The organism is Micromonospora deserti, assembly GCF_003236335.1.
In the GTDB taxonomy this organism is placed as follows: Bacteria; Actinomycetota; Actinomycetes; order Mycobacteriales; family Micromonosporaceae; genus Micromonospora; species Micromonospora deserti.
In genome coordinates, this window is sequence record NZ_POUB01000197.1 from 1 (window position 1) to 11,333 (window position 11,333).

12 protein-coding genes and 2 pseudogenes are annotated in these 11,333 nt (G+C 74.2%); 8 read left to right on the forward strand and 6 right to left on the reverse strand.

Features of this window, described 5'->3' with window-relative positions; all coding sequences use genetic code 11:
- The 6 genes and pseudogenes from C1I99_RS32865 to C1I99_RS22930 all read left to right on the forward strand — a co-directional run.
- Positions 1-375, forward strand: a pseudogene (locus C1I99_RS32865) (WXG100 family type VII secretion target); the annotation flags it as partial.
- 181 nt (positions 376-556) lie between these two features.
- Complete coding sequence (locus tag C1I99_RS22910; protein WP_111136276.1) at positions 557-919, forward strand: superantigen-like protein SSL4; 363 nt, start codon at positions 557-559, stop codon at positions 917-919.
- Positions 920-1,155: 236 nt separating this feature from the next.
- Complete coding sequence (locus C1I99_RS22915; RefSeq protein ID WP_111136287.1) at positions 1,156-1,977, forward strand: hypothetical protein; 822 nt, start codon at positions 1,156-1,158, stop codon at positions 1,975-1,977.
- 230 nt (positions 1,978-2,207) lie between these two features.
- Complete coding sequence (locus C1I99_RS22920; protein ID WP_111136277.1) at positions 2,208-2,540, forward strand: DUF1232 domain-containing protein; 333 nt, start codon at positions 2,208-2,210, stop codon at positions 2,538-2,540.
- A 61-nt stretch (positions 2,541-2,601) separates the two neighbouring features.
- Positions 2,602-3,009: a pyridoxamine 5'-phosphate oxidase family protein gene (locus tag C1I99_RS22925; RefSeq protein WP_111136278.1), complete on the forward strand. Its 408-nt coding sequence runs from the start codon at positions 2,602-2,604 to the stop codon at positions 3,007-3,009.
- 486 nt (positions 3,010-3,495) lie between these two features.
- Entirely contained in the window at positions 3,496-4,155 is a 660-nt protein-coding gene (locus C1I99_RS22930; protein ID WP_111136279.1) for a C39 family peptidase, read from the forward strand.
- 241 nt (positions 4,156-4,396) lie between these two features.
- On the opposite strand, the gene C1I99_RS22940 is transcribed toward C1I99_RS22930, so the two are convergent.
- Together C1I99_RS22940 and C1I99_RS22945 are read right to left on the reverse strand one after the other, a co-directional pair.
- Positions 4,397-4,630: a ferredoxin gene (locus C1I99_RS22940; RefSeq protein WP_111136280.1), complete on the reverse strand. Its 234-nt coding sequence runs from the start codon at positions 4,628-4,630 to the stop codon at positions 4,397-4,399.
- Between the two features lie 238 nt (positions 4,631-4,868).
- A complete protein-coding gene (locus C1I99_RS22945; protein WP_111136281.1) occupies positions 4,869-5,051 on the reverse strand; it encodes an antitoxin in 183 nt (60 codons plus the stop codon).
- A 248-nt stretch (positions 5,052-5,299) separates the two neighbouring features.
- On the opposite strand from C1I99_RS22945, the gene C1I99_RS22950 reads away from it, so the two are divergent.
- The gene (locus C1I99_RS22950) at positions 5,300-6,430 is read left to right on the forward strand and encodes an AI-2E family transporter (protein ID WP_233512661.1); all 1,131 of its coding nucleotides are present in this window, start codon (positions 5,300-5,302) and stop codon (positions 6,428-6,430) included.
- A 46-nt stretch (positions 6,431-6,476) separates the two neighbouring features.
- Here the strand turns inward: C1I99_RS22950 and C1I99_RS22955 are convergent, their stop codons facing one another.
- On the reverse strand, positions 6,477-7,145 hold the full coding sequence (locus C1I99_RS22955) for a dienelactone hydrolase family protein (protein ID WP_111136288.1): 669 nt from the start codon (positions 7,143-7,145) through the stop codon (positions 6,477-6,479).
- A 161-nt stretch (positions 7,146-7,306) separates the two neighbouring features.
- On the opposite strand from C1I99_RS22955, the gene C1I99_RS22960 reads away from it, so the two are divergent.
- On the forward strand, positions 7,307-7,489 hold the full coding sequence (locus C1I99_RS22960) for a hypothetical protein (RefSeq protein ID WP_111136283.1): 183 nt from the start codon (positions 7,307-7,309) through the stop codon (positions 7,487-7,489).
- A gap of 65 nt (positions 7,490-7,554) precedes the next feature.
- Here C1I99_RS22960 and C1I99_RS22965 read toward each other — a convergent pair whose 3' ends face one another.
- The 3 genes and pseudogenes from C1I99_RS22965 to C1I99_RS22975 form a co-directional block, all read right to left on the reverse strand.
- Complete coding sequence (locus C1I99_RS22965) at positions 7,555-9,927, reverse strand: glycoside hydrolase family 65 protein (protein ID WP_111136284.1); 2,373 nt, start codon at positions 9,925-9,927, stop codon at positions 7,555-7,557.
- Positions 9,928-10,031: 104 nt separating this feature from the next.
- A pseudogene (locus tag C1I99_RS22970) lies at positions 10,032-10,781 on the reverse strand (beta-phosphoglucomutase family hydrolase); the annotation flags it as partial.
- A gap of 49 nt (positions 10,782-10,830) precedes the next feature.
- Positions 10,831-11,295, reverse strand: a complete 465-nt coding sequence (locus C1I99_RS22975; protein WP_111136286.1) for a DUF4442 domain-containing protein — start codon at positions 11,293-11,295, stop codon at positions 10,831-10,833.
- Between the last annotated feature and the right edge of the window lie 38 nt (positions 11,296-11,333).

The window sequence follows — 11,333 nt, forward strand, 5'->3', positions numbered from 1 at the left end:
GGTCTGAACTTCGGCCCGCTCGGTGGCACGCCCGCGGGTGGTCTGGTCGGCACCGGCGCCCTCGCCGGCTCGGCCGCCAGCGCGCCGACGACGACGGCCCGTCCGGCAGGCGGCACCGCCGCGGCGGAGACCCGGTCGGCCAGCGGGGTCGGGCGAAGCATGGACGGCCGGCGCGCCGACGGCGACCGGGCGGCCGGCGGTGCCGCGCGCCGCGGCGCGGCGGGTGGCGCGAACCGGGTCGGCGTGCTCGGCGCCGGTCGCGGGCAGCACGACGAGGATCCGTCCGACGACCGGCTGACCTGGCTGACCGAGGACGAGATGGTCTGGCGCGACGGCCCGGACGGCGCCCCGCCGGTGCTCGGCACCGAAGGCTGACACGCATCCACGACGGCCCACCCGGCGGGTGTACCACCGGGGTGGGCCGTCGGCGTCAGCAGGCACCGGCGTGGGACCGTCCACCCCGGGCGATCGTTCACACCGCACACCGTGGCCTCGGTCACGCCCTCCGACGCCCCGGCGTGCTGCGCTCGCCTGAATCGGGCGATAGGTTGGACGGGTGCCGTACGGAGCGTCCACCCACCCGCTGTGGTCGGTGACGCTGCGCTCGCTGCGCCGGCTGACCCGTCTCGCGGTCACCGCGCTGGCGCTGGCCATCGGCCTGAACGGGGCGACCACCGCCCCGACACCACCGACCTCCGCCACGGCCGTCCAGGCGGCCGCCGTGAGCAGCCGGTTCGACGCGCTGCGCCCCGGACACCCGGCCGACGCCGAGCGGCCCGCCGACGCGGCCGCCGCGCGACCCGCCCGGCCGCAGCCCGACCCCGGCCCGGCCACCGTCCCCACCGCCGGTCGGCTCGATCCACCGGGGGGCGAGTCGGGCTCGGGCCCGACGACCCGGCGCGGGCCGCCCACCGCCTGATCCACCGCCGCTTCCGGCCACGCCGGCGCGGCACCGTCCGGTGTGGAGCACCGCCCGCCGTGCCGCGTGCACTCGACGCGGCCGAGCCACCCGCGATGTGCTCCCACCCGGCCGACCGGGCCGTGCTACGCCGCTGCGCCGGACGACCGCACGCCGTTGTCTCCGACGGCCCACCTCCGCCCGCCGCGCGGGCCCCCCACCGTCGATCCCCGTCACCCGACCACGAGGTGCTGCTGATGCGAACCGTGCTCTCCTCCGTCCTGCTCGATGTGCCCCGGGCCGCCGCGATCTGGCTGAGCCTGCTCGGCGTGGTGGCTGTCGCCGTCACCGGCCTGCTGCTGCGCCCGGGGCGGCTCCGCTTCGACGCGGAGGGCCGGATCCGCCGTGCGGCGATGCCGACCGAGCTGGAACTGGCCGAAGAGAAGCGGGAACGGGCACGGTACGCCGAGGAGATCGCGGTGGCCGCGGAACGTGCCGCCACCACCGCCCAGCGTCGCCGGACCGAGTGGCTGGCGGCCCAAGAGGCGGTCGAGGCGGCCTGGCAGGCGTACGAGGCCGCCGAGGCGGATGTCCACCGGCTGGCGGCCGCCGCCGCGATGCCGCTGCCGCGTACCGCCCGCACCCCGGCCGAGTACGCCGACCGCGAGCGCTACCTGCACCGGGCCGCGCTGGACGCGTACTGGCGGCGGGAGCTCTCGGTGGAGCAGCTCAGCGATGTCTTCGCCCACCGCGAGGGGTGGGACCCGCGGCTGCACCCGGTCGAGCAGGAGCTCGTGCTGCGCCGGGCGGTACGGGACAACCTGTTCGCCCGGCAGCAGGCCGCCCGGGAGCAGGAGCAGGCGGCCTGGCGGGCCGCGGAGCTGGCCGCCGAGGCGGCGCGCAGCCTGCGGGACGAGGCGTTCGCCGCGACCGGCCGCCGTCCCGAGGAGCCACCGGCACTGCTGCCGCTGATCGCGGACGCCCGGGCGGCCACCGGGCAGACCCGGGAACTCCCGGCGGCGCAGACCCGGGAGATCCCCACCGTGGCCCGGGGCCGCGCGGCGGTCGTCGCCTACTGACCGAGCCGTCTGCCCCCGAGGCGGCAGACCGGGCCGGCACTCCGGGCCGAAGTCACGACCTGCGGCAGCTTGCGCCCACACGCCGGGTCGCCGGCACGGGCTGCGGCAGCTTGCGCCCACACGCCGGGTCGCCGGCACGGGCTGCGGCAGGTCGAGTGGATCCGGGGCGGCGAGGCGCAGGTTGGGCCGGCGGCTGCGACGGGCGATACCGGCTGGGTTAGCGTGGCGGTATGTCCCGGGAGGCCTGGCTCATCATCGGTGTCCTTGCGGTCGCCACGTTCGCCGGCGCCGTGCTGCTCGCCGTCCGGCTGATCCGGGCCCGGCGGCTGCTCGGCGCTCTCGGCGCGAATGGCAAGGTCGCGTTCTACGGCGCGCTGCTCTACACCGTCCTCCCCGTCGACCTGCTCCCCGACCCGATCTACCTGGACGACATCGGCGTGCTGGCCGGCGCGCTGCTCTACCTCAACCACCTGGTCCGGCAGCGGCGCGCCGCCGGCCGGCCGCTGCCCGGCCAGCCGGACACCCCGCCGGATCCCGGCCGCATCCGCCGTCCCGTACGCTGACCAGCCGGCTTTCCGGCCCGCCGTGTCATGATCGTAAGCGGGCCGCGGGACGGGGGACGACATGCCGGGCGACCATCGGTTGGACCCACACGACGAACGGGTCACCACGTTCTGCCGGGAACGGCATCTGGCCACATTGACCACCCTGCGCGGCGACGGCACCCCACACGTCGTACCGGTCGGGGTCACCGTCGACGCGGCAGCGGGCCTGGCCCGGGTGATCACCAGCCGCACCTCCCGCAAGGCGGGCCACGTCGCCGCCGCCGGCCCGGCGGGCGCTCCGGTGGCCGTCTGCCACGTCGACGGGCGGCGCTGGCTGACGGTCGAGGGCCGGGCGGTCGTCCGGGCGGACCGGGCAGCGGTGGCCGAGGCCGAGCGCCGGTACGCCGAGCGCTACCGGCCACCCCGCCCGAATCCGGACCGGGTGGTCATCGAGATCACCATCACCCGCCTGCTCGGCAGCCTGTGACGACCTGACCGACCCGCCCACGTACCGGTGACCAATCGCCGGGAGAGCCACTCGACATACGGCGTCCAGGTCTGTCCCGGCCGCCGGACACCCCGGCATCCGACCAGGCGATGCTGCGCGGCACGGGTGCCCGCGGCCGCCGCGCCATCGGCAGTCGGAGTGGGACCTCCGGCGACACCGCACCGATCGTCCGGGTCATCCTGCCCTGTTCGTGCCGTCTGACCGGTTCCGCCGCCGCCACCGGCCACGTGCGCCGTGACCGGCGGCACCGCCGGCGCGCGGAATCCTGCCGTTCCTGCCGCCGTTGCGCCTGGTCGTGCTGCCGGACGGGCGGGCCGGAATGCCCGCCGGAGCAGGGCTGTTACATCCCGGTATGCCGGTGGGCGGTAAGCCCCAGGCCGTCGAATCCATCCAGCCGAGCGCCTTTCCCGGTGCTTGCCGTCTCCGGTCCTTCCGGAGGCGTCAGACCCCGAATGGAGCCCGACCATGAACCCGATCATGAAGAAGAGTGGCCTGTCCGTCGCCGGACTGCTGGTCGCCGGCGGCTGCCTGGCCGGACCGGCCGCGGCCGCACAGGCCGCCCCGGCCGAGACCGCTCCGGTCGCCTCCGTGCACACCGACAAGGGCGGCCGCGCGGACAAGCGGGCCGAGCGCATGGTGGGCATCGAGTACCAGGCGCAGCCCAACTTCTACTACTGCGGCCCCGCCGCGACCCGGATCGCCCTGTCCGCGCAGGGCAAGGCGCTCTCCCAGGACGAGGTCGCGAAGCGGCTCGGCACCACCGAGGCCGGCACCGACTCGGCGCTGGACACCACCCGCGTGCTCAACGAGCTGACCGGCGGCAAGTACAAGACCACCGAGATCCGTGACTCGGTGGCCAAGCCGGAGCAGGTCGAACAGCTGCGTACCGACGTGATCGAGGCGCTGGACGCCGGCCGGCCGGTGGTGGCCAACATCAAGGGCACCGCGGTCGACACCGACGGCAACCCGCACTCGTACGAGGGCGGCCACTACCTGACCCTGGTGGGATACCGCGAGGGTGGTGACCTGATCCGGATCGCCGACCCGGCCGCGCCGGAGGGCGAGTACTGGATGACCCTGGAGAAGGTCGCCAACTGGATCGCCGAGCGCGGCTACTCGTCCTGACCGAAGGCGTCAGCGGGCCGGTCTCCCCTTTCCGGGGAGGCCGGCCCGTCGTCCGCCGTCGGCGCGCTCTCCTACTACGTCGAGACGAACCCGGTGATGGCCGACACCGCCCGACACACGCTCGACGCGCTCCTGCACGTCGGCGGGTGAACGCCGCGCCGTGGGCGTGGCGTCCGGCTCGCGCTCCGCGCCCGCGCGTCGTCGCCACGCTCGCCACGGCTGAACACCGACCGTGCGGCGCTCAGGGCTCCGGCGCGATCCGGCGCAGGGTGTCCACCTCCGACACGATGACTGCCTCCACGGGGCACGAGTCGGCGGCGTCCAGCACCGCGTCGTCGGGCGCCACCCGCTCCGCCAGGGGACGGGACAGGCCGTCCACCAGGACGAAGTACGCGGGTGCCATACCGGCGCAGACCCCGGACCCGATACACCGGGTGGCATCCACATGCAGCCGCCACGCCTCGTCGCCGCTCATCCGGCCCTCCTTCCGTCCGCCACGTGCACCCGCCGCTCCTCGGTCACCGGATGGCTTCCTCTCGTCGCGGCGCCACCAGGGAGGGGTGGAGGTCGGTCCACTCAGGGCGGCTCGACAGTGAGTCATGCTCAGATTGCGGATGGTAGCGAGAGTCTTCGATCCTGGCCAGGGCCGGATCGGTCCGGAGACGACCGTCCCGGGCCGCCGATGCTCGGCGACCCGGGACCACGTCGGCTGATCAGCGCATCTGGTCGCCCTCGCCGGTGCGTTCCTGGGCCTGCTCGACGCCCTTGTCGATCTGGTCTTTGTACCTGCCGCCGGTGCGCTGGTCGGCAAGGTCGCCGGCCTTCTTCAGACCCTGGTCGACCTGCTTGTCATGCTTGTCGGCCAGGTTCTTGGCCTTGTCCAGGAAGTCGCTCACGTCAGTCCTCCTCGATCCGGGGTTCGCGATCCTCCGCGTTCCCTGCCACCCTGGCCGCAAACGCCGAGCGAAAGGGACATGCCGGTCAACAAGCGTCCAGACCCCCACGGACGGGCCCCATGTCCCCGGGTCCTCGCCGCCGATCCACCCCTCGACCACCCGGCCGCCCACCTAGCGTGGAACCGGGCCCGGGGTGTCGGACGGACGCCGGCCGGGTACGACCTCGCCGGAGATCGAGGAGGGCCGACGTGGTCGCAGACGGTGCCGGGCGTACGCCCGAGGGGACCGCGGAGCGGAGTGCCGGCCCCCGCCAGACCTGGGCGGCGCTGCCCTGGCTGGTCCGCTCCGCGGTGGTCTCGAGCGCCTGCCTGGTGGTGGTCGTCGCCGGGCTCTACCTGCTCGGCAGGATCGTCGTGCTGCTCGCGCCGCTCGCCATCGCCCTGGCGGCCACCCTCTTCCTCGCCGCGCTGCTCGACCCGGTGCAGCTGGCGCTGCGCCGGCTGCGGCTGCCGGCCCCGTTGGCTGCCCTGCTCAGCGTGCTGCTGCTGCTCGGCATCCTGGTCGGGGTGGGCGCGCTGGTGTGGAACCTGGCCGCGAATCAGTTCACCGAGCTGAGCCGGGAGTTGAGCCACGGCCTGGAGCGGACCCGCGACTTCGTCACCTCCACCCTGCCGGTCACCGATCAGCAGCTCGACCGGCTGCTGGACCAGGCGCGGCAGGCGGCCGGCCAGGGCTCGGTGGACCCGGTGTCCGGCGCCCGCACCGCCGTCGAGGTGCTCGGCTCAGCGCTGCTCGCGCTCGTGCTGCTCTTCTTCCTGCTGAAGGACGGCCGGTCGATGTGGCACTGGGTGCTGTCCCGGATGACCGGCCCGAACCGATCGGTCGCCGCCGAGGCGGGCCGGGTGGGCTGGCGGACGCTCGGCGCGTACAGCCGGGGCAGCATGATGATCGCGGCGATCGACGCGATCGGCATCGGGCTCGCACTGGTGGTGCTCCGGGTACCGCTGGCCTTCCCGCTCGCGCTGGTCACGTTCATTGGCGGCTTCGTGCCGATCGTGGGGGCGACCGTGGCCGGCGCGGCGGCGGTGTTGGTGGCGCTCGCGGCTAACGGGCCGGTCACCGCGCTGCTCACGCTGGCCGCGGTGATCGCCGTGCAGCAGATCGAGGGCAACCTGCTGGAACCACTGATCATGAAACGTCAGGTACGCCTGCACCCGGCCGTGATCCTGGTGGTGGTCACCGCCGGAACGTTGACCGCCGGCATCGCCGGGGCCTTCGTGTCGGTCCCGATCACCGCCGTCGCCTGGCGGATCATCGACACCGTCCAGCGCCACCGCCAGCAGCACGGCGCACCGGAGCCCCCGGCCACCCGCGCCTGACCCGTGCGTGGCGCAGCCCCCGCCGACGAGCCGCCGGAGCGGTGGATCACGCCGGTGACGGGGTGCGGTGCAGGTGGGTGGTGAACCACTCGGCCGCCGCGTCGGCGACCTGTTCCAGGGCGCCCGGCTCCTCGAAGAGGTGGGTAGCGCCGGGGACGATCCTCAGCTCGGCGATCTCCGGCATCGCCGCCTGCGCCTGCTCGTTGAGGGTGATCACCTGCTCGTCCAGGCCGCCGACCAGCAGCAGGGTCGGTGCGCGTACCTGCCCGAGGGCGGGGCCGGCCAGATCGGGCCGGCCACCCCGGGAAACCACCGCCCCCACCCGGTCGGTTCGGGCGGCGGCGGCGACCAGGGCGGCCGCGGCGCCGGTGCTGGCACCGAAGAGGCCGATCGGCACCGGGCCGAAGGGACGCGCGTTAGCCAGCCAGTCCACGATCGCCGCCAGCCGACCGGCGAGCAGCTGGATGTCGAACCGCAGCTCGGCGGTGCGGACGTCGACCTGCTCCTCGGCCGGCGTCAACAGGTCGACCAGCACGGTGCCGAGCGCCCGGCGGTTGAGCACGTGGGCCACCGCCACGTTGCGCGGGCTGTGCCGGGAACTGCCGCTGCCGTGCGCGAAGAGCACCACGCCGGCCGGTTCGGCCGGTATGCGCAGGTCGGCCGGAAGTTCGGCGTCCCCCGCCGGGATCGTCACCTCGCTGCTGCGCACGTCCATCTCGACCTCCACCCCGCCGACCGGGTGCCGGCTGCCGATCGGGCTTACCCCGACCTCACCGGCGCACGCCCAGAGTTTGCCGGCGTGGCCGTCGGGTAGGCGACGAGCGACCGCAGGCCGTACCGGCGCAACCGCGCCCCCGACGGATCGCGAGGATCGCCATGGCGCAGCAGCAGCAGCGAGGGTCCCGGCAGCAGACCGCCCAGCAGGACCCGCGTGACCAGGTCAAGGACCGCGCCCGGGACTGGGCGGACGACGCCTCCGAGGCGCGTACCGGCGACGATCCGCGGGCGATGGCGCCCCGCGACGCCGCCGGCCGACCCTCCCAGGGCAGACCACTCTGACCGGCGCCGCCGGCCCGCCCCGCGCGGGCCGGCGGCGGTACTGCCCTGCGGACGATGCCGCCGACCTACGGTTCGCTCTCCGGCAGCCGCAGCCGCGGCGCCCGGCCGGGCGCCTGCTCGGGCGGCGGGCCGGACACCTCGGCCGGTGGCACCGGCATGGTGACCGGCTCGGCGCAGGTGACCCGGATCTTCTCGCCGTGGTGGCGCAGTTCCAGCACGTCGTCGTCGTCGCCGTGCCGCAGCGAGTACGTGGTCTGGTGCGGCCGGACGTCCACCCGCAGCCGTAGGCCCCGCCACTGCAACGAGAACTCCAGCCGACTGAGGCGGCTGGAGAGCCGGGGTGAGAACGACAGGACCTCGTCGTGGTCGCGCAGCCCGCCGAACCCGGCCACCAGGGCGATCCAGGCCCCGGCCAGCGAGGCCATGTGCACGCCGTCGCGGGTGTTCTCGTTGAGGTCGTGCAGATCCATCAGCGCGGCCTCGCGCAGGTAGGTGTGCGCCAGCTCCGGGTGGCCCACCTCGGCCGCCAGCACCGCCTGGGTGCACGCCGACAGCGAGGAGTCCCGGACGGTGCGGTGCTCGTAGTAGAGGAAGTTGCGCAGCTTCTGCTCCGAGGTGAACGCGTCCCCCCGCCAGTGCATCGCCAGCACCAGGTCCGCCTGCTTGACCACCTGCTTGCGGTAGAGGTCGAAGTACGGGTAGTGCAGCAGCAGCGGGTACTTCTCCGGCGGGGTGCGCTCGAAGTCCCACTCCTGCAGCCGGGTGAAGCCCTCCACCTGCTCGTGGACGTCGATCTCCTCGTCGTACGGGATGTGCATGGCCGCCGCCGCGTCCCGCCAGGTGGCCGCCTCCTCGTCGGTGACCCCCAGGTGGAACGCCTCCTCCCGGTAGCGCGTCACCGCGTCCGCGGCGGTGAGCAGGTTCCGTTGCGCCATCAGGTTGGTGTAGACGTTGTCGTTCTTCACCGCCGTGTACTCGTCCGGGCCGGTCACCCCGTCGATGTGGAACTGGCCGTGCCGGTCGTGGTGGCCGAGCGACCGCCAGAGCCGGGCGGTCTCCACCAGCAGCTCCAGCCCGATCTCCCGTTCCAGCTCGGTGTCCTCCGTGGCCAGCACGTAGCGGCGCAGGGCGTCGGCGACGTCGGCGGCGATGTGGAACGCCGCCGTGCCGGCCGGCCAGTACGCCGACGACTCCGGCCCCTCGATCGTCCGCCAGGGGAACGCCGCGCCCGCCAGGTTCAACACCCGGGCCCGTTCGTGCGCGGCGCCCAGCGTGCGGTACCGCCAGTGCAGTGCGTTCCGCACCGCGGCCGGGTGGGTGTAGGTGAGCACCGGCAGGACGAACATCTCGGTGTCCCAGAACGCGTGCCCGTCGTAGCCCGGGCCGGTGAGCCCCTTGGCGGCGATCGGCCGGCGCTCGGCCCGGGCGCCGGCCTGGAGCACGTGGAAGAGCCCGAAGCGGACCGCCTGCTGCACCTCCGGGTCGCCCTCCACCACGACGTCAGCGGCGTCCCAGAACTCGTCGAGGTATTCGCGCTGCTCGCGGCGGAGCCCCTCCCAGCCGTCCAGCCGCGCCCCGGCCAGCGCCGCACCGACCTGGTCGCGCAGCGCCGGCAGGGATCGGCGGCTGGACCAGCCGTACGTGAGGTACTTGACCACCCGCAGCGTCTCGCCGGGCTTCAGCACGCAGGCCATGGTGGTACGCACCCAGTCCTCGTACCCCTCCGACTCGACGGTGGTGCGCACCGGGCCGTGCACCTCGTGCTCCATCGCCGCGGCCACCCGCAACCCGGAGACCTTGGTCCGGTGGATCAGCAGCCCGCCACCGCCGGTGGTCAGCTCCTCCTCGGCCAGCAGCGGCGACTCCAGCACCGCCGCCACCCGCGGGTCCCGGCTCTGCGCCGGCAACGTCTCGTTCGCCACCAACTCCGACTGCACGATGAGCCGCAGCGGACCGTCGACCGCCTCCACCTCGTAGTTGATCGCGGCGACCGAACGCTGCGTGAAGGAGACCAGCCGGGTGCTGCGGACCTTCACCTCCCGGCCGGACGGGGAGCGCCAGTGCAGCTCCCGACGTAAGGTGCCGGCGCGCAGGTCGAGGACGCGCTCATGGGAGAGCAGCTCGCCGTACCGGACGTCGAGCGGCTCGTCGTCGACCAGCAGCCGGATCAGCTTGCCGTTGGTCACGTTGACGATGGTCTGGCCGGACTCGGGGAAGCCGAACCCGGCTTCCGCGTACGGCAGCGGGCGCAGCTCGTAGAAGGAGTTGAGGTAGGTGCCGGGCAGGCCGTGCGGCTCACCCTCGTCGAGATTGCCGCGCAGCCCGACATGCCCGTTGGAGAGCGCGAACACCGACTCGGACTGGGCCAGGACGTCCATGTCCAGGGTGATCTCCCGGACCTGCCACGGCTCGACCGGATAGGCGCGTTCCCGGATCACGCGCCCGCCTCCCGGTCCCGGCCGGCCGGCTTCCGGTCCCGCACCACCGGGCCCCGGTCCAGCCGGCTCGACCGCCCCGCCGCCCCGGTCGACTCCCGGCCCAGCCCGGCCGGTTCGCGGTCGAGCAGCTCGGCCAGGTCGGTGACCACCACGTCGGCGCCGTGCGCGCGCAGCTCGTCGGCCTGGCCGACCCGGTCGACGCCGACCACGTAGCCGAACCCGCCGGCCCGGCCGGCGGCCACCCCGGCCAGCGCGTCCTCGAAGACCGCGGCCTGGGCCGGTGCGACCCCGAGCAGCTTCGCGCCGGCGAGGAAGGTGTCCGGGTGGGGCTTGCCGCGCAGCCCTTCGGCCCGGGCGAGCAGCCCGTCGACCCGTGCCTCCAGGTACGGCTCCAGGCCGGCGGCGGCGATCACCGCCGGGCCGTTGGCGCTCGCGGTGACCACCGCCCGGCGCAGTCCCGCGGCGGTCGCCGCCTTCAGGTACCGGACCGAGCCTGGGTAGACGTCCACCCCGTTCGTGCGCAATTGCTCCCGCAGCAGCACGTTCTTACGGTTGCCGACCCCGTTGACGGTGTCGGCGTCGGGCGGGTCGTCGGGCGTCCCCTCGGGCAGCACGATCCCCCGGGAGGCGAGGAAGGCCCGCACCCCGTCGGCCCGAGGGCGGCCGTCGACGTACCGGTGGTAGTCCGGGCCCGGGTCGAAGGGGCGGTACGGCTCACCGGTGGCGGTGGCGCGCTGCCGCAGGAAGGCGTTGAACGTCTCGGTCCAGGCGGCGTTGTGCACGCGGGCGGTCTGCGTCAGCACACCGTCCAGATCGAAGAGACAGGCGGTCACGTGAGCAGGCAGGCCCAGCACGGTACGAATCTATCCAGACCACCGGGCCGGGAAAGAACTTTCCGCGCGGTCAGTTCGGGCGGAGCGTCCAGACCACGGTCATCTCGGAGGTCACCTTCCCCTCCTCGGTGGCGATCCGCACCGGCACCGGGAACTCCGGCCGCTGGCCGGCCTCCAGCTCGGCCAGCACCTCGGCCGCCGGCCGGCCGAGCCGCGCGGTGGCCAGCACCGGCCCCATCGCCAGCTTCCGGTACGCGATCTCCGCGCGCACGGCCAGCGGCACCGCCCGGTCGAGCACCTGCCCGAATGCGGCCAGCACGACCGCCCCGGAGGCGGTCTCGCCGAGGGTGAACATGGCACCGGCATGCGGGCCGCCGACGTGGTTGTGGGTGGCCGGCGAGTCGGGCAGCCGAACGACCGCGCGCACCCCACCCTCCGCCTCGGGTGCCACCTCGACGAATTCGAAGCCGAGCGTACGGGCGAACGGCACGGCGTCGAGCATGCCGGCCGCCACCTGGCGAGAGTCGATGGACATACCCCGACGCTACTCCCCAGTAACTCTGTCTCTTATAC